At 66.1% G+C, this 20,314-nt stretch carries 19 protein-coding genes; 10 read left to right on the forward strand and 9 right to left on the reverse strand.

The features are described from left to right. Window positions 1–3 precede the first annotated feature (3 nt). On the forward strand, window positions 4–1,701 hold the full coding sequence (locus AC1RLW_RS02640; RefSeq protein ID WP_493192142.1) for an NAD+ synthase: 1,698 nt from the start codon (window positions 4–6) through the stop codon (window positions 1,699–1,701). Further along, entirely contained in the window at window positions 1,698–2,036 is a 339-nt protein-coding gene (locus AC1RLW_RS02645; protein WP_056580191.1) for a P-II family nitrogen regulator, read from the forward strand. The genes AC1RLW_RS02640 and AC1RLW_RS02645 overlap by 4 nt, the downstream gene beginning before the upstream one ends. A gap of 126 nt (window positions 2,037–2,162) precedes the next feature. On the opposite strand, the gene AC1RLW_RS02650 is transcribed toward AC1RLW_RS02645, so the two are convergent. Genes AC1RLW_RS02650 through AC1RLW_RS02675 form a run of 6 tightly spaced genes read right to left on the reverse strand, consistent with a single transcriptional unit; the run spans window position 2,163 to window position 5,622 of the window. Continuing rightward, window positions 2,163–2,753 carry an LOG family protein gene (locus AC1RLW_RS02650; RefSeq protein ID WP_493192143.1) on the reverse strand — a complete coding sequence of 197 codons (591 nt, stop codon included), beginning with the start codon at window positions 2,751–2,753 and terminating at the stop codon, window positions 2,163–2,165. A 31-nt stretch (window positions 2,754–2,784) separates the two neighbouring features. Continuing rightward, on the reverse strand, window positions 2,785–3,183 hold the full coding sequence (locus tag AC1RLW_RS02655; protein WP_062481435.1) for a diacylglycerol kinase: 399 nt from the start codon (window positions 3,181–3,183) through the stop codon (window positions 2,785–2,787). Beyond that, a complete protein-coding gene (locus tag AC1RLW_RS02660) occupies window positions 3,180–3,746 on the reverse strand; it encodes an RDD family protein (protein WP_492696959.1) in 567 nt (188 codons plus the stop codon). Before AC1RLW_RS02660 ends, AC1RLW_RS02655 begins: the two co-directional genes overlap by 4 nt. A 12-nt stretch (window positions 3,747–3,758) precedes the next feature. Continuing rightward, window positions 3,759–4,574 (reverse strand): DUF3106 domain-containing protein, encoded by an 816-nt coding sequence (locus AC1RLW_RS02665; protein WP_491513552.1) that lies wholly within the window; start codon window positions 4,572–4,574, stop codon window positions 3,759–3,761. 59 nt (window positions 4,575–4,633) lie between these two features. Further along, on the reverse strand, window positions 4,634–5,059 hold the full coding sequence (locus tag AC1RLW_RS02670; RefSeq protein ID WP_062478060.1) for a DUF3619 family protein: 426 nt from the start codon (window positions 5,057–5,059) through the stop codon (window positions 4,634–4,636). After that, window positions 5,056–5,622 (reverse strand): RNA polymerase sigma factor, encoded by a 567-nt coding sequence (locus AC1RLW_RS02675; protein WP_062478063.1) that lies wholly within the window; start codon window positions 5,620–5,622, stop codon window positions 5,056–5,058. The genes AC1RLW_RS02670 and AC1RLW_RS02675 overlap by 4 nt, the downstream gene beginning before the upstream one ends. A gap of 283 nt (window positions 5,623–5,905) precedes the next feature. On the opposite strand from AC1RLW_RS02675, the gene AC1RLW_RS02680 reads away from it, so the two are divergent. From AC1RLW_RS02680 to AC1RLW_RS02710, 7 genes are all read left to right on the forward strand, one after another. Beyond that, complete coding sequence (locus AC1RLW_RS02680; protein WP_062478065.1) at window positions 5,906–7,690, forward strand: acetolactate synthase 3 catalytic subunit; 1,785 nt, start codon at window positions 5,906–5,908, stop codon at window positions 7,688–7,690. Between the two features lie 105 nt (window positions 7,691–7,795). Further along, the gene (gene ilvN / locus AC1RLW_RS02685; RefSeq protein WP_062478068.1) at window positions 7,796–8,287 is read left to right on the forward strand and encodes an acetolactate synthase small subunit; all 492 of its coding nucleotides are present in this window, start codon (window positions 7,796–7,798) and stop codon (window positions 8,285–8,287) included. Window positions 8,288–8,435: 148 nt separating this feature from the next. Next, window positions 8,436–9,452 (forward strand): ketol-acid reductoisomerase, encoded by a 1,017-nt coding sequence (gene ilvC / locus AC1RLW_RS02690; RefSeq protein ID WP_062478069.1) that lies wholly within the window; start codon window positions 8,436–8,438, stop codon window positions 9,450–9,452. 193 nt (window positions 9,453–9,645) lie between these two features. Continuing rightward, window positions 9,646–10,470: a CDP-diacylglycerol--serine O-phosphatidyltransferase gene (gene pssA, locus AC1RLW_RS02695; protein ID WP_062478071.1), complete on the forward strand. Its 825-nt coding sequence runs from the start codon at window positions 9,646–9,648 to the stop codon at window positions 10,468–10,470. Between the two features lie 211 nt (window positions 10,471–10,681). Beyond that, window positions 10,682–12,385, forward strand: a complete 1,704-nt coding sequence (gene leuA / locus AC1RLW_RS02700; protein ID WP_139704127.1) for a 2-isopropylmalate synthase — start codon at window positions 10,682–10,684, stop codon at window positions 12,383–12,385. A 53-nt stretch (window positions 12,386–12,438) separates the two neighbouring features. Continuing rightward, window positions 12,439–13,977 carry a 2-isopropylmalate synthase gene (locus AC1RLW_RS02705; RefSeq protein ID WP_493192144.1) on the forward strand — a complete coding sequence of 513 codons (1,539 nt, stop codon included), beginning with the start codon at window positions 12,439–12,441 and terminating at the stop codon, window positions 13,975–13,977. Between the two features lie 117 nt (window positions 13,978–14,094). After that, window positions 14,095–15,261, forward strand: a complete 1,167-nt coding sequence (locus AC1RLW_RS02710) for a serine hydrolase (RefSeq protein WP_095950197.1) — start codon at window positions 14,095–14,097, stop codon at window positions 15,259–15,261. 112 nt (window positions 15,262–15,373) lie between these two features. Here the strand turns inward: AC1RLW_RS02710 and AC1RLW_RS02715 are convergent, their stop codons facing one another. From AC1RLW_RS02715 to aat, 3 genes are read right to left on the reverse strand one after another with little or no spacing between them, the layout of a single operon-like run. Further along, the gene (locus AC1RLW_RS02715) at window positions 15,374–16,198 is read right to left on the reverse strand and encodes an IclR family transcriptional regulator (RefSeq protein ID WP_062478081.1); all 825 of its coding nucleotides are present in this window, start codon (window positions 16,196–16,198) and stop codon (window positions 15,374–15,376) included. Window positions 16,199–16,228: 30 nt separating this feature from the next. Further along, on the reverse strand, window positions 16,229–16,978 hold the full coding sequence (locus tag AC1RLW_RS02720; RefSeq protein ID WP_493192145.1) for an arginyltransferase: 750 nt from the start codon (window positions 16,976–16,978) through the stop codon (window positions 16,229–16,231). 6 nt (window positions 16,979–16,984) lie between these two features. Then, a complete protein-coding gene (gene aat, locus AC1RLW_RS02725; RefSeq protein WP_095745522.1) occupies window positions 16,985–17,740 on the reverse strand; it encodes a leucyl/phenylalanyl-tRNA--protein transferase in 756 nt (251 codons plus the stop codon). 227 nt (window positions 17,741–17,967) lie between these two features. Here aat and AC1RLW_RS02730 point away from each other — a divergent pair, with 227 nt between their 5' ends. After that, window positions 17,968–20,298, forward strand: a complete 2,331-nt coding sequence (locus tag AC1RLW_RS02730) for a xanthine dehydrogenase family protein molybdopterin-binding subunit (RefSeq protein WP_493192146.1) — start codon at window positions 17,968–17,970, stop codon at window positions 20,296–20,298. The last annotated feature ends 16 nt before the right edge of the window (window positions 20,299–20,314 follow it).

Consider the following 20,314-nt stretch of genomic DNA (forward strand, 5'->3'; position numbering starts at 1 on the left):
TGTATGACGCTCAAGCTCGCCATCGCGCAACTCAATTTTGTGGTGGGCGACCTCGTCGGCAATGCGCAGAAGATCGTCGGCGCCGCACGCGAGGCCTACGCGCAGGGCGCGCGCCTTCTGCTGACACCCGAACTCTCGATTGCCGGCTACGCGGCGGAGGACCTGTTCCTCCGTCCCGCCTTCACCGAAGCCTGTGATGATGCCGTGAAAGGCATCGCGGCCGCGCTGGCTGACCTCAAAGACATGGTCGTGGTGGTGGGGCATCCCAGCGGCGGCAGCCTGCGCAGCCGATCTGTGGCCGTGCAGTTGCGTCACAACGCGGCCAGCGTCCTCAAGGAAGGCCGCATCCTCGAGACCTACGCCAAGCGCGAACTGCCGAACTACCAGGTGTTCGACGAGCGCCGCTACTTCACGCCGGGGCAGGGCACCTGCGTGTTCGAGGCAGGCGGCGTGTCGGTGGGCCTGCTGATCTGCGAGGACGCCTGGTTCGACGCGCCGGCCGAGCTGGCGCGCGCCGGCGGCGCCGAGGTGCTGGCGGTGATCAACGCCTCGCCGTACCACGTGGGCAAGGAAGGCGAACGCGTGGCGCGCATGGCCGACCGCGCACGCGCCGTGGGCCTGCCGCTGGTCTACGCGCACCTGGTGGGCGGGCAGGACGAGGTGGTGTTCGACGGCGCCTCGTTCGCGCTGCAGGCCGACGGCGCGCTGGCCGCGCAGGCCGAGAGCTTTCGCGAGCGGCTGGTCTTCATGGAGCTCGCGCGCGGGGCGCAGGGCGGCGTCGCCGTCGTGGCCGATCCGTTGGCCATCGCCGCGCCGCGCGACGCCGAGGCGCAGCTGTGGGACGCGCTGGTGCTCGGTGTGCGCGACTACGTCGGCAAGAACGGCTTTCCGGGCGCGATCCTGGGGCTGTCGGGCGGCATCGACTCGGCGCTGGTGCTCGCGATCGCGGTGGACGCGCTGGGCAAGGACAAGGTCCGCGCGGTGATGATGCCGTCGCCCTACACGGCCGACATCAGCTGGATCGACGCGCGGGACATGGCCGGCCGGCTGGGCGTGCGCTACGACGAGATTTCGATCAAAGACACCTTCGAGTCCTTCAAGGCCGCGCTGGCCGGGGAGTTCGCGGGCCGGCCGGAAGACACGGCCGAGGAGAACATCCAGGCCCGCATCCGCGGCACGCTGCTGATGGGGCTGTCGAACAAGTTCGGCGCCATCGTGCTGACCACCGGCAACAAGAGCGAGATGGCCACCGGCTACTGCACGCTCTACGGCGACATGGCGGGCGGCTTTGCGGTCATCAAGGACTTGCTCAAGACCACTGTGTTCGCGCTGGCGCGCTGGCGCAATGCCCACGACCCGTACGGCACCGGCGCGGCGCCGATTCCCGAGCGCATCATCACGCGCCCCCCGAGCGCCGAGCTGCGCCCCGACCAGACCGACCAGGACAGCCTGCCGCCCTACGACGTGCTGGACGGCATCCTGGCACGCTACATGCAGGACGATGAAGGCATCGACGAGATCATTGCCGCGGGCTACGACCGCGCGGTGGTCGAGCGGGTTGCGCGGCTCATCAGGATCAACGAATACAAGCGGCGCCAGGCGCCCGTAGGCATCCGGGTCACCCACCGAAGCTTCGGCAAGGATTGGCGTTACCCTATCACCAGCAAGTTCAACGAAACCGCCGGAGCACAAAAACCATGAAGCAGATCACCGCCATCGTCAAACCCTTCAAGCTCGAGGACGTGCGCGAAGCCCTCGCCGAGGTGGGTGTCACCGGCCTCACGGTGACCGAGGTCAAGGGCTTCGGCCGCCAGAAGGGCCACACCGAGCTGTACCGCGGCGCCGAGTACGTGGTCGACTTCCTGCCCAAGATGAAGGTCGAAGTGGTCGTCAACGAGAGCGACGTGGAGCGCTGCATCGAGGCCATCGTGAGCTCGGCGCGCACCGGCAAGATCGGCGACGGCAAGATCTTCGTGACCGAGGTGGAGCGCATCGTGCGCATCCGCACCGGCGAAGAAAACGAAAACGCAGTCTAGCCAGGCTCGCCCCCAGGCTGCGCGCACTTCGTGTCGCTTCGCCAACCCCCTACCGGGGGCAACACCAGCGGCCCGGCAAAGCCGGTTCCGCGGTGTTCGCTGGAATGAGGCGGGGGCCCGTTCCGGTCAGAGGTTCTCTGACAGCTTGTCGTCGCGGGGGTGCAGGGGGACTTCGGCGCGCAGCGCGGTCAGCAGTTCGGGCACGTCGGTGCCGGTGCGCACCAGGTCCATCTGCCATTCACCCATGAAGCCCTCGCGCACGCTGTGCGCCAGGAAGCCCAGCAGGCCGTCGTAGTAGCCGGCGGTGTTGAGGATGCCGGTCGGCTTGTCGTGGTAGCCGAGCTGGCGCCAGGTCCAGATCTCGAACAGTTCTTCAAAGGTGCCGATGCCGCCCGCCATCGCGAGGAAGGCGTCGGCGCGTTCGCCCATCATGGCCTTGCGCTCGTGCATGGTGTCGACCACGTGCAGCTCGTCGCACAGGGGGTTGGCCAGTTCCTTGTCGACCAGGGCCTTGGGGATGATGCCGACGACGCGGCCGCCGGCCTGGCGGGTGGCCTCGGCCACCGTGCCCATCAGGCCGGTGCGGCCGCCGCCGTAGACGAGCTGGCCGTTGTGGCTGCCGATCCACTGGCCCACGGCCTGGGCGGCCTGGGAAAACTCGGGTCGCTCGCCGGGGCGCGAGCCGCAATACACGCAAATCGAAAATTCAGGGGTCATCCTGCGATCATGCCGCAGGCGGCGGACCCGCTCATGACACGAAGCGTTGCCACAGGGCCGCGGCCCAGATGCCACCACACAGCGTGAGCGACAGCAGGACGGCGGCGCTGCCCATGTCCTTCGCGCGCTTGGAGAGGTCGTGCCATTCGGGGCCGATGCGGTCGATGGCGGCTTCCACCGCCGTGTTGAGCAGCTCCACGATCATCACCAGGATGGCGCTGCCGGCGAGCAGCGCCACCTCGACCCAACTGCGCCCGAGCCAGAAGGCGGCCGGGATCATCAGCATCGACAGGATGGCTTCCTGGCGGAACGCCGGCTCGCTCCAGCCGGCGCGCAGGCCGTGCAGCGAGATCAGGGTGGCATGCCAGACGCGCTCGAAGCCCTTGCGGGCCTTCTGCGGATTCACGGCGGGGTCGGGCAGGGCACTCATTGGCGGCTCATCGGCTTGGAGGTGATGAGCCGCGTACCGGCCCAGGCGTCGTGCCAGAACTGGCGCTCGGGGTGAAAACGGGCCAGCAGCGCCCAGATGGCGACCCAGCCGAAAATCAGCACGGTCGACTCGCCGCCCGACAGCTTGAACGGGGCGATGGCGGCCAGCGGCGGCAGGAACCAGACCCAGCTCAGCAGGTAGCGCGCCAGCGCACGGCCCTGGCTGACGGGCTGGCCCTGGCGATCGACGATGCGGATGTTCCACGTCTTCATGGCCAGTGTCTGACCCTTGGCCCAGAACCAGACGAAGTAGACGCCGAACACCACGAAGAGGAAGGCCTGCAGCAGGTGACGCCGCTCGTCCATGGCGTCGCGCATCTGGCCCAGCGTGCTGAACAGCCAGCCGGACACGAACACGACCGCAAACAGCAGCATGCCCTCATAGAGCCAGCAGGCCATGCGTCGCCACAGGCCGGGCACCGCGGGAGCGGGTGCATGGGGAGCGGAGGCAGAGGGCGAGGCGGACTGGCCGGGTACCGAGGCCTCGGGCGAACTGGAAACCATCGAAACCTTCGGTCAGGGGGCGGAGGACGAGGCCGCAGGCGCCGTGGCCGCGGACGGCGCTGGCACCTGGGCCTCGGCGGGCACCGGCGGCGGCGTGAGGCTGCTCGGCGCCGACGCCGCCGGGGCGACCACGGTGCTGGCCGGCACTGCGGGGCGTTCCGCGGCGGCAGGGGGCGTCGCCGGCGAACTCACCACGATGGCCGCCGGCGGCAGCACGGGCGTGGGCGGCGTGGCCGGCACGATCCGGGGCGTGTGCTGCCCGGGCGGCGTGACGGCCGGCACGGGCACGAGCTTCTGCGACGAGACCGGGCGCACCGGCAGGGCGGCGCCGCGGGGCTTGGGCGGGGCACTCTCGGCGAGCTTGCGTTTTTCTTCTTCGCTCAGCGCCTGGTACTGCTCCCACTTGAGCTTGCGCTCGTCGGCAGGCACGCGCTTGACCTCGGCGAAATTCAGGCGGGCCTGGGCGCGCTGCTGGTTGCTCAGCGCCGCCCATTCGATCATGCGGCTGTGCAGCGTGACCTGGTCGTCGGCGGGCATGTTCGCGTAGTTGCGCGACAAGGCCAGCCACTTGCGCTTCTGGCCGGCGTTCAGCGTGTTCCAGTGCGAAGCCAGCGGCTTCAGGGCGTGCTGCTGCTCATTGCTCAGTTCGTTCCACAGGGGCTTGGTCGTGGCAACGGCCTTGGGGCTTGCCGCGCCATTGGTGGCTGCGGCGTGCGTGGCGGGCTTGGCGGTTTCGGGCAGTGTCTGTGCATCGGCCAGCGTCAGGCCGAAGGCAGCGGCTGCCAGCGCACCCGCCCAAACGACGGCGCCCGCCGGGAGCGGGCGCAACGGAAGCAGGGCTTTCGCACGGGAAACGGAGCGGCGTCGCATTCGGTCGGGCAAGGTGTTCAGTCGGAGGCGCTGTCGGACTTCAGGAATTGGGCGAAGCCGGGATCGGTGTAGGCGGCGGGCGGCAGGTCGCCCGTCAACAGGGCCGAGTCGACCTCGGCGAGTTCGCTGGCGCGGTCGTCGTCCTGCAACACGCTGATGGTGATCAGCCCGGCCACCAGGGCGATCAGGGGCACCACGGAACCGATGCGCGTCCACCAGCTGCCGCCCAGTGTGACCGTGTGGCCCGACTGGACTGCGACGGGCGCCGTGCGCAGCTGCGGCGCCTGCTTGCGCGCGGCCACGGCCTGCGAACGGGCAACGCGCAGACGCTCGCTGATGTCGTGTGGCAAGGCTTGATTGCCGTCCGACAGCCGGGCCGCCAGCCGTTGGCCGAAGCGGTCTTCTGCAGCGCTGGATTGAGAGGTTGGAACCTTAGTGTTCATAGCGATATTCCCTTGGCCTTGAGCGCCTTGCTCAGAGCGTGGACAGCTCGCGAACAATGGGTTTTGACGCTGCCCTCGGAGCAGCCCATTGCGGCGGCCGTCTCTGCGACGTCCATTTCCTCCCAGTAACGCATCAGGAAAGCCTCGCGTTGACGGCCGGGCAAAGCCGCGATCTGTTCTTCGATTTCGTGAAAGACCTGGCTGCGGCGGGTGGTGTCTTCGGCGCTCTCCGATTCTCTGGAGTCGGTTGGCGAGACGAAGTTCTCCAGCAGGTCGAAATCTTCGCCGTTGTCAGCCGGTTCGAAGTCGCTCAGGTTGGAAAAAAGGGCGCGGCGAGTCTTCTGGCGGCGGAACCAGTCGAGCGTGCAGTTCGACAGGATGCGCTGGAACAGCATCGGCAGTTCCTCGGCAGGCTTGTCGCCGTAGTGCTGGGCCAGCTTCATCATGCTGTCCTGCACGATGTCCAAGGCCGCTTCTTCGTCCCGCACGTGATAGACCGAGCGCTTGAAGGCCCGTCGTTCGACGTTTTTCAGGAAGTCGGAGAGTTCGTGTTCAGTAGCCAAATGAGAGGGGGCGGCGGGGCGCGCCGCGTGGGGAGGATGTTTGGCGAACGCTCATGTTTTTATGCCGCGGATTATGCCTTTGTGCCAAGACAGGGCACCTGAAGCGAGTCTGAACGCGCCGGTAGTGTCATAATCCGCCTTGCAAGTCAAAAGGCAAACGGGTCACGGTCCGGCGGAACATCAGTCCGCTCATGGCTTTGGCCTCAAGTCCTGGCGCGGCCCCACAAGGGCTGGCAAGGGGCACCCAAGGTTTTTCGTTCCCGAAAAAACACAAAGGTTGATCATGGAAATCTCGAAGGCGGAACTCGCTTCCGCAGCAGCCGCGTCCTCTGGCGCCGGCAACACCACGCAAGAACTCATGGGCGCTGAAGTGCTGGTCAAGGCACTGCAGGCCGAAGGCGTCCAGTACATCTGGGGCTACCCGGGCGGCGCGGTTCTCTACATCTACGACGCGTTCTACAAGCAGGACACCATCCAGCATGTGCTGGTGCGCCACGAGCAGGCTGCCGTGCACGCAGCCGACGGCTATGCACGCGCCACCGGCGAAGTCGGCGTGGCACTGGTCACCTCCGGTCCCGGCCTGACCAATGCGGTCACCGGCATCGCGACGGCGTACATGGACTCGATCCCGATGGTGATCATCTCCGGCCAGGTGCCGACGGCCGCCATCGGCCTCGATGCCTTCCAGGAGTGCGACACAGTCGGCATCACGCGCCCCATCGTCAAGCACAACTTCCTCGTCAAGGATCCGAAGGATCTGGCCATGACGATGAAGAAGGCCTTCCACATCGCACGCAGCGGCCGTCCCGGCCCGGTGGTGGTGGACGTGCCGAAGGACGTTTCCTTCAAGAAGATTCCGTACAGCGGCTATCCCGACAAGGTCGAGATGCGCTCGTACAACCCGGTGCGCAAGGGCCACGGCGGGCAGATCCGCAAGGCGCTGCAACTGCTGCTGGCGGCCAAGCGCCCGTACATCTACACCGGCGGCGGCGTGCTCCTGGGCAACGCCACGAACGAGCTGCGCACGCTGGTCGACATGCTGGGGTACCCCGTCACGAACACGCTGATGGGCCTGGGCGCCTATCCGGCGAGCGACCGCAAGTTCCTGGGCATGCTGGGCATGCACGGCACCATTGAAGCCAACAACGCGATGCAGAACTGCGACGTGCTGCTGGCCGTGGGCGCGCGCTTCGACGACCGCGTGATCGGCAACCCGAAGCACTTCGCGCAGAACGAACGCAAGATCATCCACGTCGACATCGACCCGTCGAGCATCTCCAAGCGCGTGAAGGTCGACATCCCGATCGTCGGCGACGTGAAGGACGTGCTCACCGAGCTCATCTCGATGATCCGCGAGAGCACCACCAAGCCCGACGCCGGCGCGCTGGCCGACTGGTGGAAGACCATCGAAAGCTGGCGCTCGCGCGACTGCCTCAAGTACGACCGCGACAACAAGGACGTGATCAAGCCGCAGTTCGTGGTCGAGACCCTCTGGAACATGACCAAGGACGCCGACACGTACATCACGTCGGACGTCGGCCAGCACCAGATGTGGGCCGCCCAGTACTACCGCTTCGACGAGCCGCGCCGCTGGATCAATTCGGGTGGCCTGGGCACCATGGGCGTGGGCATTCCCTACGCCATGGGCATCAAGCTCGCCAAGCCCGACTCGGAAGTGTTCACCATCACCGGCGAAGGCTCGGTGCAGATGTGCATCCAGGAACTCTCGACCTGCCTGCAGTACAACACGCCGATCAAGATCTGCTCGCTCAACAACCGCTACCTGGGCATGGTGCGCCAGTGGCAGGAGATCGAATACTCCGGCCGCTACAGTCACAGCTACATGGACGCGCTGCCCAACTTCGTGAAGCTCGCCGAGGCCTATGGCCACGTCGGCATGCTGATCGAGCGTCCACAAGACGTGGAGCCGGCGCTGCGCGAGGCGCGCAAGCTCAAGGACCGTACGGTGTTCATGGATTTCCGTACCGACCCCACCGAGAACGTGTTCCCGATGGTCAAGGCCGGCATGGGCATCACCGAGATGCTGCTGGGTTCCGAAGATCTCTGATCCGGAACATTCGTTCGTTCAACCTTTACTGACGAATCTATTGCCCGCCAAGCCCGCGCATTACCGTGCACGGGGGAGGGCGGCGAAAAGAGGAGTCACGCCAACATGAAACACATCATTGCAGTGCTGCTGGAAAACGAGCCGGGTGCTCTTTCCCGCGTGGTGGGCCTGTTCTCGGCCCGTGGCTACAACATCGAATCGCTGACCGTGGCGCCGACCGAGGACGCAAGCCTCTCGCGCATGACCATCGTCACCAACGGCTCGGACGACGTGATCGAGCAGATCACCAAGCACCTGAACCGTCTCATCGAGGTCGTGAAGGTGGTCGACCTGACCGAAGGCGCCTACACCGAGCGCGAGCTCATGATGGTGAAGGTGCGTGCGGTGGGCAAGGAACGCGAGGAAATGATGCGCATGGCGGAAATCTTCCGTGGCCGCATCATCGACGTGACCGACAAGAGCTACACCATCGAGCTGACTGGCGACCACGGCAAGAACGACGCTTTCCTGGAAGCGATCGACCGCGGCGCCATCCTCGAGACGGTGCGCACCGGCGCCAGCGGCATCGGGCGCGGCGAACGCATCCTGCGGGTCTGACACCATGATTCGGAGCTCAGTCGCTGCCCGTTCGGGCTGAGCTTGTCGAAGCCTCCGCGCGAGCGGGGACTGCATTGAGCCCTTCGACAGGCTCAGGACGAACGGCACAACAACACACTGCAACTCGCTTATCTATCTGGAGAACATCATGAAGGTTTATTACGACAAGGACGCGGACCTGAGCCTCATCAAGGGCAAGACGGTTGCCATCATCGGCTACGGCTCGCAAGGTCACGCACACGCGCAGAACCTGAACGACAGCGGCGTCAAGGTCGTGGTCGGCCTGCGCAAGGGCGGCGCTTCGTGGGACAAGGTCGGCAAGGCCGGCCTGCAGGTCGCTGAAGTCGCTGACGCCGTGAAGTCGGCCGACGTCGTCATGATCCTGCTGCCCGACGAGCAGATCGCTGCCGTCTACAAGAACGACGTGGCCCCGAACATCAAGGAAGGCGCTTCGCTCGTCTTCGCGCACGGCTTCAACGTGCACTACGGTTTCGTGCAGCCGCGCGCCGACCTCGACGTGTGGATGGTCGCTCCCAAGGCCCCGGGCCACACCGTGCGCGGCACGTACACGCAAGGTGGCGGCGTGCCGCACCTGATCGCGGTGCACCAGGACAAGAGCGGCAAGGCGCGTGACCTCGCGCTGAGCTACGCCACCGCCAACGGCGGCGGCAAGGCCGGCATCATCGAGACCAACTTCCGCGAAGAAACCGAGACCGACCTGTTCGGCGAGCAAGCGGTTCTGTGCGGCGGCACGGTCGAGCTGATCAAGGCTGGTTTCGAAACGCTGGTGGAAGCCGGCTACGCGCCCGAAATGGCGTACTTCGAATGCCTGCACGAGCTGAAGCTGATCGTTGACCTGATCTATGAAGGCGGCATCGCCAACATGAACTACTCGATCTCGAACAACGCCGAATACGGCGAGTACGTCACGGGCCCGCGCATCGTGACCGACGAGACCAAGAAAGCCATGAAGAAGGTCCTGCAGGACATCCAGACCGGCGAATATGCCAAGAGCTTCGTGCTCGAAGCCGCTGCCGGCCAGCCGGTGCTGATCAGCCGCCGTCGCCTGAACGCTGAGCATCAGATCGAAGTCGTCGGTGAAAAGCTGCGCGCGATGATGCCCTGGATCAAGAAGAACAAGCTGGTCGACCAGACCCGCAACTGATCTTCAGAGGCAAGAGCCAACAGGGTGCTTCGGCACCCTGTTTCGGAGGGCCACCCGTCGCGGTGGCCCTTTTGTTTGAAGGGGAGTGCACGGGTCCCCTGAACTACACTGCGAAGCATGCGATTCACAGACCAAGATGCTATCGAATGGATAGCTGATCGGGCAGTTCCCACGAGGGACGGAGGCCAATTCAATGCATGACGACACCGTCCCCGACGACGCGCAGCCGCGCAAGCGTCGCAAGGGCATCTACATCCTGCCGAACCTGTTCACGCTGGCGGCGTTGTTCGGCGGCTTCTACTCGGTCGTGATGGCCATGAACGCGCGCTTCGACCTGGCCGCGCTCGGCGTGTTCGCCGCGATGGTGCTCGACAGCCTCGATGGGCGCGTAGCCCGCATGACCAACACGCAAAGCGCGTTCGGCGAGCAGATGGATTCGCTGTCCGACATGGTGTCGTTCGGCGCCGCGCCCGCGCTCATCGCCTACGAGTGGTCGCTCAAGGGCCTCGGACGCTGGGGCTGGATCGCCGCCTTCGTGTACTGCGCCTGCGCCGCGCTGCGGCTCGCGCGCTTCAACGTCAACACGGGCGTGGTCGACAAGCGCTGGTTCCAGGGCCTGCCGTCGCCGGCAGCTGCGGCGCTGGTGGCGGGCTTTATCTGGCTCGTGAACGAATGGGGCAAGCGCGGCGGCGAGGTGTTGTACCTCTCGTGGACGCAGATCACCTGGGTCACTTTCGCCTTCACGCTGTACGCGGGCCTCACCATGGTGACCAACGCGCCGTTCTACAGCTTCAAGGACATCCAGATGAAGAAGAGCGTGCCTTTCGTCGTGATCGTGCTGATCGCGCTGGGCATCGCGGTCATCAACATCCATCCGCCGACGGTGCTGTTCAGCCTTTTCGTGGCCTATGGCCTGAGCGGCTACGTGGTGTACGCGTGGCGCAAGGCCAAGGGCCAGCCGGTGAGCGTGATCAGCACCTCGACTGAAGAGCCCGACGAGCGGGGACTGCACAACTGAAGAAGCCCCGGGCCTTCACAGGCCCGCGAAGGCTGTGCTACATTCGCAACCCTCATGACCAAGATTTCGCTGCTGGCCCTACTAGCCCTCCCTCACGGGCGGAGACGGTAGCGCACGCGCTAATCCCTCATCACGGCCCGTTCGCACCAGCAACGGGCCGTTTGTCTTTTGGGGTTGCTGGTTGAGTTCCAACCATCACAGAGAAATCGACATGCTCAAGCAACCTCAAGCCAAATACCGCGCATTCGCCCCGATCGGTCTCAAGGACCGCACCTGGCCCGATGCCGTGCTGACCAAGGCCCCGATCTGGCTGTCGACAGACCTGCGCGATGGCAACCAGGCCTTGGTCGAACCCATGGACATCGCGCGCAAGATGCGCATGTTCGAAACCCTCGTGGCCATCGGCTTCAAGGAAATCGAAGTCGGCTTTCCCTCGGCGTCGCAGGTTGAGTTCGACTTCGTGCGCAAGCTCATCGAGGAAGACCGCATTCCCGACGACGTGACGATCCAGGTGCTCACGCAGGCGCGCGACCACCTCATCGAACGCACCTTCGAAGCGTTGCAAGGTGCCCCGCGCGCCATCGTGCACCTCTACAACGCAGTGGCCCCCGTGATGCGCCGCGTGGTGCTCGGCATGGACGAAGACCAGATCGTCGAACTCGCGAGCAGCCATGCGCGCATGTTCAACGACTTCGCCGCCAAGCAGCCGAACACGAAGTGGACCTTCCAGTACTCGCCCGAGATGTTCTCGGGCACCGACGTGGTGTTCTCCAAGCGTGTGGTCGATGCGGTCACCGAAGTCTGGGCGCCGACGCCCGAGCGCAAGTGCATCGTCAACCTGCCCACCACGGTGGAGCATTCCACGCCGAACATCTTCGCGGACATGATCGAGTGGATGCACCGCAACCTCGCGCGCCGTGACTCGATCGTGCTGTGCGTGCACCCGCACAACGACCGCGGCACCGGCACGGCGGCCGGCGAACTGGCCTTGATGGCCGGTGCCGAGCGCATCGAAGGTTGCCTTTTCGGCAACGGCGAGCGCACCGGCAACCTCGACCTCGTGAACGTCGCGCTCAACCTCTACACGCAGGGCGTCTCGCCCGAGCTCGACTTCTCGAACATCGACGAGATCCGCGCCACGGTCGAGCACTGCAACCAGATTCCTGTGCACCCGCGCCATCCGTACGTCGGCGACCTCGTCTACACCTCGTTCTCGGGCTCGCACCAGGACGCGATCAAGAAGGCCTTCGCCGCGCGCAAGGACGGCGACATCTGGGACATCCCGTACCTCCCCATCGACCCGAAGGACGTAGGCCGCAGCTACGAAGCCGTGATCCGCGTGAACAGCCAGTCGGGCAAGGGCGGCATGGCCTACTTGCTTGAGAGCGAGTACGGCCTCGAGATGCCGCGCCGCCTGCAGATGGAATTCATGCAGGTCGTGCAGCGTGTGATGGACGTGGGCGGCAAGGAGCTCACCGCTGCCGACCTCTGGCAGATCTTCGTGAACGAATACGGCATCGAGACCGCCAAGGCCCTGCAGCACCGCGTGATCCAGGAAGAAGGCGAGGGCGCCGAGGCTACCGTGGTGCTGCGCGGCGACCTGCCGTGGGACGGTGAAACGCGTGCCATCGAAGGACGCGGCAACGGCCCGATCGACGCCTTCACGCAGGCGCTGAGCCAGGCCACCGGCCACACGGTGCGCGTCATGGACTATCACCAGCACGCCATCGGCGCGGGCGCCGACGCCAAGTCGGTGGCCTACCTCGAGCTGCGCGTGGACGAGTCGCAGACGCTGTTCGGCGTCGGCATCGATGCGAACGTGATCTCGGCCTCGCTGAAGGCGATCGTGTCGGGGGTGCAGCGGGCCAGGGGCCGGGGCGCGCGCAGCGCACAATCGGTGGCTGAAGTCGCCTGACGCACTGGCACCAGCCGCACGCGCAAGGTGGGAACGAACCAAGGAGATCTACGATGACCGACCAACTCATTATTTTCGACACCACCTTGCGCGACGGCGAGCAGTCGCCCGGCGCCTCGATGACGCGCGACGAAAAATTGCGCATCGCCAAGCTGCTGGAGCGCCTCAAGGTCGACGTCATCGAAGCCGGCTTTCCGGCCAGTTCGAACGGCGACTTCGAGGCCGTGAAGGCCATTGCCAACGCGATCAAGGACTCGACGGTGTGCGGTCTCTCGCGCGCCAACGACCGCGACATCGCGCGCGCAGCCGAAGCCCTGAAGGGTGCGGCGCGCGGTCGCATCCACACCTTCATCGCGACCTCGCCGCTGCACATGGAGAAGAAGCTGCGCATGTCGCCCGACGAGGTGCATGAGCAGGCCAAGCTGGCCGTGCGCTTTGCGCGCAACCAGATCGCCGACGTGGAGTTCAGCCCCGAAGACGGCTACCGCAGCGACCCCGACTTCCTGTGCCGCGTGCTCGAGACCGTGATCAACGAGGGCGCCACCACCATCAACGTGCCCGACACCGTCGGCTACGCCATTCCCGAGCTGTACGGCAACTTCATCAAGATGCTGCGCGAGCGCATTCCCAACAGCGACAAGGCGATCTGGTCGGTGCATTGCCACAACGACCTGGGCATGGCCGTGGCGAACTCGCTGGCCGGCGTGAAGATCGGCGGCGCGCGCCAGGTCGAGTGCACGATCAACGGCCTGGGCGAGCGTGCGGGCAACTGCTCGCTCGAAGAAGTGGTCATGGCCGTGAAGACGCGCAGGGACTACTTCGGGCTCGATCTGAACATCGACACCCAGCACATCGTGGCCGCCAGCCGCATGGTCAGCCAGACGACCGGCTTCGTGGTGCAGCCCAACAAGGCCGTGGTGGGCGCCAACGCGTTCGCACACGCCTCGGGCATCCACCAGGACGGCGTGCTCAAGGCGCGCGACACCTACGAGATCATGCGCGCCGAAGACGTGGGCTGGACCGCCAACAAGATCGTGCTGGGCAAGCTCAGCGGCCGCAACGCCTTCAAGCAGCGCCTGCAGGACCTGGGCGTGACGATGGAAAGCGAAACCGAGGTCAACGCCGCGTTCGCGCGTTTCAAGGAGCTGGCCGATCGCAAGTCCGAAATTTTCGACGAAGACATCCTGGCGCTGGTCAGCGCGGAAGAGCTGTCGCACGTTGGTGAACAGTTTGCTTTCGTCTCTCTCTCCCAGCACAGCGAAACCGGCGAACGGCCCCAAGCCAAGATCGTGTTCACGGTCCAGGGCAAGGAAGTCACCAGCGAATCCGACGGCAACGGGCCGGTCGATGCGTCCCTCAAGGCGATCGAGGCCCACGTCAAGAGCGGCGCCGAGATGGTTCTTTACTCTGTAAACGCCATCAGTGGCTCGACGGAAAGCCAGGGAGAAGTTACAGTCCGGTTACAAAACGCAGGGCGGGTGGTCAACGGTGTGGGTGCAGACCCAGACATCGTGGTCGCTTCGGCAAAGGCTTATTTGAGTGCGCTCAACAAGTTACAGAGCCAAGCTGAGAGAGTGGCGGCACAAGGTTAGGTTTTCAGGCGTTCCTTGGTATTCGAATGAAGAAGAGGATGCAAGTAACTGATATTGCGTGTCTTTTTTGATTTCGATACACTGCGGTCCTCGTTTGTTGCCGCTGGAGATTTATTGATGCCTGAAACCCGTCTACGTCGAGTTTCCATCCAGCGGTTCCTACCCGCCTTCAAGTTCCTCGCCGTGGCGCTGTGCGCCTCGGCGTTTTTGCTGCCTGGCGCCCAGGCCGCGAAGAAGGAAAAACCCGCTGCCGCCAAGTCCGCCGTCGCCAAGAAGGCGAAGGCACCTGCCGAGGCCAAGCAACGCAATGCGTCCGCTTCCAAGGTGGCGCGCGGCGGTCGCGCCGAGCAGGCCGACAAGGTCGTGCGCGGTGGCCGCAATGTCGTTGCCACCATCCACAAGAAGAACGGCAAGACCGTCGTCGCCGTGCAGCGCCGTTCGGTGGTGCGCGTCGAGACGCCAGCCCGCCAGTCCTTCGGCCAGATGGCCGGCCTGCACAGCACCGACGACGCGCTCGACCTGAAGTCGAGTGTCGCCCTGGTGATCGACCAGGACACCCACGAAGTGCTGTTCAGCAAGAACGACCACGCCGTGCTGCCGATCGCTTCGCTCACCAAGCTCATGACCGGTCTGCTGATCAGCGAGGCCCATCTGCCGAACGACGAACTCATCACCATCACGCAAGACGACGTCGACACCGAAAAGGGCAGCCGTTCGCGCCTGACTGTCGGCACCACGCTGTCGCGCGGCGAGCTGTTGCACCTGGCGCTGATGTCCAGCGAAAACCGCGCGGCACACGCGCTGGGCCGCACCTACCCGGGCGGTCTCACGACCTTCGTGAGCATCATGAATGCCAAGGCCCGCATGCTCGGCATGAAGGACACGCGCTACGTGGAGCCCACGGGCCTGTCGAGCCGCAACCAGTCGAGCGCGCAAGACCTGGCGCTGCTGGTCAACGCCGCCTATTCGGACGCCACCGTGCGTTCGCTGTCCACGTCGCCGGAATACCAGGTCGAGGTCGGCAACCGCGTGCTGCAGTTCAACACCACCAACCGCCTCGTGAAGAGCCCGGAATGGGACATCGGCCTGCAAAAGACCGGCTACATCTCCGAAGCCGGCCAGTGCCTCGTGATGCAGGCCAAGGTGGCCGGGCGCAAGCTGATCATGGTGTTCCTGGATTCGGCCGGCAAGTTCAGCCGCATCGCCGACGCCGAGCGGGTTCGCCGCTGGGTCGAGGCCACGCACGCCGTGTCGGGTCCGCGCGGCTTCCAGGTTGCCGGCTGAGATCGGTTGAGCGGGGAGGCCGTTAGCGGCCTGCCTGCTGCCCTCGTCGAGGGCTAACCGGCCGACTCGCCGGGAAGAAGAGACAAGAGAAGAGTCGAAAGCAAACGGGCGCTCAGGCGCCCGTTGTCACGTTCGCGCCCGACGCAGGCGTTGCGGCCACGCCGTCCTTGAAGCCCAGCGCGCCCGAGATCTCGTTGGCGGTCGCCTGCAGCTTGGGCAGCCAGCCTTCGTCGAGGCGATCGGCCGGGGCCGAGATCGACAGGCCCGCCACCAGCTTGCCCTGGTCGTCGTAGATGCCGGCGGCCATGCAGCGCACGCCCAGCTCCAGCTCTTCGTTGTCGCGGGCGATGCCGTACTGGCGCGCCTTCGACAGTTCGCGCTCGAGCGCGGGCAGCTGGGTGATGCTGTTGCGGGTGTGCCCGGCCAGGCCGGTGCGCGTGGCGTAGCTGCGCACGCGCTGCGGATCGTCGGCGGCCAGGAACAGCTTGCCGGTCGAGGTCAGGTGCAGGGCGGCACGGCCGCCGATGGCGCGCACCACCTGCATGCCCGAGCGTTCGCTGTAGGCGCGTTCGATGTACACGATCTCGTCGCCCTGGCGCATGCTGAGGTTGACCGGCTGCTGCGTGAGCTTGTGCAGCTCGCGCATCGGGCCCAGGGCCGCATCGCGCACGTTCAGGCGGCCCTTGACCAGGTTGCCCAGCTCCAGCAGGCGCATGCCGAGGCGGTAGCTGCCGGCTTCGGGTCGGTCGACGAAGCGGCCGACCGCGAGGTCATTGAGGATGCGGTGCGTGGTCGACGGGTGAAGCCCCGTCTTTTCGCTGATTTCCTTCAGCGAGATCGCTTCTTCGCGCGAGGCCAGGACGTCGATCAGCGAGAACATGCGCTCGATGACCTGGATGACGGGAGTGGCGGGAACGTCGGATAGGTTTTTTCTCATGGCGCAATGCGGTGATGACCGTGCGCCATTTTACCTTGTGAAATCGCTCGGTGCCTGCCAGTGGCCGTCCACCAACACTTCGTGCGGGGAAAAGCGGGCCTTGTAGTGCATCTTGGGGCTGCGCTCGATCCAGTAGCCCAGATACACGTGCGGCAGCCCCAGCTTGCGGGCCTGCTCGATCTGCCACAGCACGCTGTAGGTGCCGTAGCCGGCGCCGTCCTCGGGCTCGTAGAAGGTGTAGACGGCCGAGATGCCGTCGCTCAGCACATCGAGGATCGACACCATCTTCAGCGCGCCCGGGCTGCCGTCGGGCAGGGTTTCGCGGAACTCGACCAGCCGCGAGTTGACGCGGCTTTGCAGCAGGAACTGCGTGTACTGGTCGATGCTGTCGTGGTCCATGCCGCCGCCCGAGTGGCGGCCGGTCTGGTAGCGCAGGTAGAGCTGGTAGTGCTCGGGCACGAAGCACAGCTTGAGCACGCGCGCCTGCAGATCGGCGTGCTGTCTGGCGGTGCGGCGCTGGCTGCGGTTCGGCTTGAAGCTGTGCGCCAGCACGCGCAGCGGGATGCAGGCGCGGCAGCCGTCGCAATAGGGCCGGTAGGTGAACATGCCACTGCGCCGGAAGCCGCTGAGCACCAGGTCGGAGTAGGCGTCGTTGTGGATCAGGTGGCTGGGCGTGGCCACCTGCGAGCGGGCCTGGCGATCCGGCAGGTAGCTGCAGGGATAGGGCGCCGTCGCGTAGAACTGCAGCGTGTGAAGCGGAAGATCCTTGAGGTGCGTCACGTCACGTCACGTCGAAAGAGGAGGTCGCTCGGAAAGGAGTTCGGACCAGTATACGGGGTCGAATTGCCACTGCGGGCCCTCCTGTTTTCGGGCCTGGGCCACGTGCGCGACGAAGCGCGCGCGCGGCATTTCGCGGGCGCCGAGGCTGGCCAGGTGCGCGGTGTTCTGCTGGCAGTCGATCATCGCGATGCCGGCGCGGCGGCACAGCGCGACCAGGCCGGCCAGCGCGATCTTCGAGGCGTCCGGGCGTCGCGTGAACATCGACTCGCCGAACACGGCCCGGCCCAGCGCCACGCAGTAGAGCCCGCCCGCCAACTCGCCGTCGATCCAGGTTTCGACGCTGTGCGCGTGCCCGGCGCGGTGCAATTGCGTATAGGCCTTCACCATGTCCGGCACGATCCAGGTGCCCGACTGGCCGGCGCGCGCCGACTGCGAACAGGCCTGGATCACCGTTCCAAAATCGTGATCGATGCGCAGCTCGCAGCCGGGCGTCGCGGCAAAGCGGCTCAGGGTCTTGCGCAGCGAGCGATGCAGCCGGAAGTCGTTCACCCGCAGCACCATGCGCGGGTCGGGGCTCCACCACAGGATGGGCTGGTCGTCGCTGAACCAGGGGAAGACGCAGCGGCTGTAGGCCTGCATCAGAGTATCGACATCGAGGGAGCCGCCGGCCGCCAGCAGGCCGGGCACCGGGTCCCGTTCGTCCCACGCCGAAGCGGGGTCGGGCAGTGCATCTCCGGGTTCGAGCCAAGGCAGTTGTCGCATGGATGCAGGTATACACGGCTTCTCGAAAACGCAAGCCAGTTGAGGGAAAATCCCGCTCACACGGGAACAGTCCACAAGGCTGCGGCCCTGGTGCCACCGCCGATGGCACGCGAGACAACCCCACAAGACCCGTCGAAAAACCTATAGTGCACAGCTTGCTTTCGCAGTACCACAGCGGATCCGGCAGGCATGTGCAGGGCGCCGGGGATCAGCACAAGAGGACCACGTTGACCACTGAACCCAATCCCACGCGCTTCGGCAGCGGCCAGGCGGTGCGCCGCCTCGAGGACGAAAGCCTGCTCGCAGGCGCCGGCCGTTACACCGACGACGTCACGCTCTCCGAGCAGGCGCACCTCGTCTTCCTTCGCTCCCCCTATCCGCATGCACGCATCGTGTCCATCGACACATCCGCGGCCGTCGGCATGCCCGGCGTGCTGCGCGTGATCACCGGGGCCGACTTGGCCGAGGCCGGCGTCAAGCCGATGCCCGGCGCCGCCGGCTTCAAGCGCGCGGACGGCAGCGACAGCGCCAGCCCGCCGCGCCGCGCCCTGGCGCACGAGCGCGCGCGCTTCGTCGGCGAACCGGTCGCGGCCGTCATTGCCGACACCGTGCAGCAGGCGCGCGATGCGGCCGAAGCCGTCATGGTCGACTACGAAGAGCTGCCGATGGTGGTCGACCTGCCGGGCGCGACCGCCGACGGCGCGCCGCTCCTGTGCGAGGAGGCCACGGGCAACATCGCCGCCGAGATGCGCCACGGCAGCAGCGAAGCCGCCACCGCCGCGTTCGAGCGCGCCGCCCACGTGATCGCCCTGGACGTGAACAACCAGCGCGTCGTTGCGCTCACCATCGAGCCGCGCGCCGTGCTCGCCACGCACGACAGCAAGACTGACCGCCTCACCATCCGCATGAGCACCCAGATGCCTTCCGGCGTGCGCGATTCGGTCTGCGCGGCCATTGGCCTGGCGAAAGAAAAAGTGCGCGTGGTCGTGGGCGACGTCGGCGGCGGCTTCGGCATGAAGACCGGCGCCTACCCCGAGGACATCGCGGTCGCCTACGCCGCGCTGCAGGTGGGCCGGCCCGTGAAGTGGGTGGCCGACCGCAGCGAAGAGTTCCTCTCGAGCGCGCATGGCCGCGACATCGAGGCGCGCGCCGAAATGGCGCTGGACGCCGACGGCAAGATCCTGGCCCTGCGCATCAAGACGCTCGCCAACGTGGGCGCCTACGCCACCGGCACCGGCGTCGCGATCCAGCTGCTGATCGGCCCGTGGGTGCAGACCAGCGTCTACGACATCCAGACCATCGACTTCCATTTCAAGGCGGTGCTGACCAACACCGCGCCCACCGGCGCCTACCGCGGCGCGGGCCGGCCCGAGGCCATCTTCACCATCGAGCGCCTGATGGACGAGGCCGCGCGCCAGACCGGCATCGACCGCATCGCGCTGCGTCGGCGCAACTTCATCCGCCCCGAGCAGATGCCCTACAAGAACCCGATGGCGCAGACCTACGACACCGGCCAGTTCGAGTCGGTGATGGACCAGGCGCTGCAGCTGGCCGACTGGCTGGGCTTCGAGGCCCGCGCGGCCGAATCGGCGGCGCGCGGCAAGCAGCGCGGCCTGGGCATTGCCACGTTCCTCGAATGGACCGGCGGCAACGTGTTCGAAGAGCGCGTCACCGTCTCGGTGCAGGCCGATGGCGTGATCGAGGTGTTCTCGGCCGTCAACGCCATGGGGCAGGGCATCGCGACCTCGCTCGCGCAGCTGGCCGTCGATGCCTTTGGCGTGCCCATCGAGAAGGTGCGCGTCGTGCTCGGCGACACCGACCGCGGCGACGGCTTCGGCAGCGCCGGCTCGCGTTCGCTGTTCACCGGCGGTTCGGCCGTGCGCATCGGCGCCGAGCGCACCATCGACAAGGCGCGCGAACTCGCGGCGCAGGAGTTCGAAGCCTCCATCGACGACATCGTCTACAGCCGCGGCACCTTCATCGTGGCCGGCACCGACCTCGAACTCGACCTGTTCACCCTGGCCGCCAAGCAGCCGGGGCGCGAGATCTTCGTCGACTCCACCAGCACCGTGGCCGGCCCGAGCTGGCCCAACGGCTGCCACATCTGCGAGATCGAGCTCGACCCGCCCACGGGCGAAATCAGCGTCGTGGCCTACAGCTCGGTCAACGACGTGGGCCGCGTGGTCAACCCGATGATCGTGCGCGGCCAGCTCGAAGGCGGCGCGGTGCAGGGCATCGGCCAGGCGCTGTACGAGCAGGTGGTGTACGACAGCGAAACCGGCCAGCCCGTCACCGGCAGCCTCATGGACTACGCCGCGCCGCGCGCCGACATCGTCGACACCATGTTCCAGATGGAAATGGATGAATCCACGCCCTGCAAGAACAACCCGCTGGGCGTGAAGGGCGTCGGCGAGCTGGGCACCATCGGCGCCACGCCGGCCATCGTCAATGCGGTGGCCGACGCCTTCGCACGCAACGGCCTCGGCGCCCGTGCGCCCCGCCTGCACATGCCGCTGAGCCCGTCGCGCGTGTGGCAGGCCATGCAGACCATCGATTGAGCGCCGCCGGCCGGTG

Source organism: Variovorax sp. GW822-FHT04A09 (genome assembly GCF_058801005.1).

Excerpts from the sequence above, each read along its gene's own strand:
- AC1RLW_RS02640 (WP_493192142.1), top strand. The coding sequence starts at position 4 with ATGACGCTCAAGCTCGCCATCGCGCAACTCAATTTTGTGGTGGGCGAC.
- AC1RLW_RS02645 (WP_056580191.1), top strand. The coding sequence starts at position 1,698 with ATGAAGCAGATCACCGCCATCGTCAAACCCTTCAAGCTCGAGGACGTG.
- AC1RLW_RS02650 (WP_493192143.1), bottom strand. The coding sequence starts at position 2,753 with ATGACCCCTGAATTTTCGATTTGCGTGTATTGCGGCTCGCGCCCCGGC.
- AC1RLW_RS02655 (WP_062481435.1), bottom strand. The coding sequence starts at position 3,183 with ATGAGTGCCCTGCCCGACCCCGCCGTGAATCCGCAGAAGGCCCGCAAG.
- AC1RLW_RS02660 (WP_492696959.1), bottom strand. The coding sequence starts at position 3,746 with ATGGTTTCCAGTTCGCCCGAGGCCTCGGTACCCGGCCAGTCCGCCTCG.
- AC1RLW_RS02670 (WP_062478060.1), bottom strand. The coding sequence starts at position 5,059 with ATGAACACTAAGGTTCCAACCTCTCAATCCAGCGCTGCAGAAGACCGC.
- AC1RLW_RS02680 (WP_062478065.1), top strand. The coding sequence starts at position 5,906 with ATGGAAATCTCGAAGGCGGAACTCGCTTCCGCAGCAGCCGCGTCCTCT.
- ilvN (WP_062478068.1), top strand. The coding sequence starts at position 7,796 with ATGAAACACATCATTGCAGTGCTGCTGGAAAACGAGCCGGGTGCTCTT.
- ilvC (WP_062478069.1), top strand. The coding sequence starts at position 8,436 with ATGAAGGTTTATTACGACAAGGACGCGGACCTGAGCCTCATCAAGGGC.
- pssA (WP_062478071.1), top strand. The coding sequence starts at position 9,646 with ATGCATGACGACACCGTCCCCGACGACGCGCAGCCGCGCAAGCGTCGC.
- leuA (WP_139704127.1), top strand. The coding sequence starts at position 10,682 with ATGCTCAAGCAACCTCAAGCCAAATACCGCGCATTCGCCCCGATCGGT.
- AC1RLW_RS02705 (WP_493192144.1), top strand. The coding sequence starts at position 12,439 with ATGACCGACCAACTCATTATTTTCGACACCACCTTGCGCGACGGCGAG.
- AC1RLW_RS02710 (WP_095950197.1), top strand. The coding sequence starts at position 14,095 with ATGCCTGAAACCCGTCTACGTCGAGTTTCCATCCAGCGGTTCCTACCC.
- AC1RLW_RS02715 (WP_062478081.1), bottom strand. The coding sequence starts at position 16,198 with ATGAGAAAAAACCTATCCGACGTTCCCGCCACTCCCGTCATCCAGGTC.
- aat (WP_095745522.1), bottom strand. The coding sequence starts at position 17,740 with ATGCGACAACTGCCTTGGCTCGAACCCGGAGATGCACTGCCCGACCCC.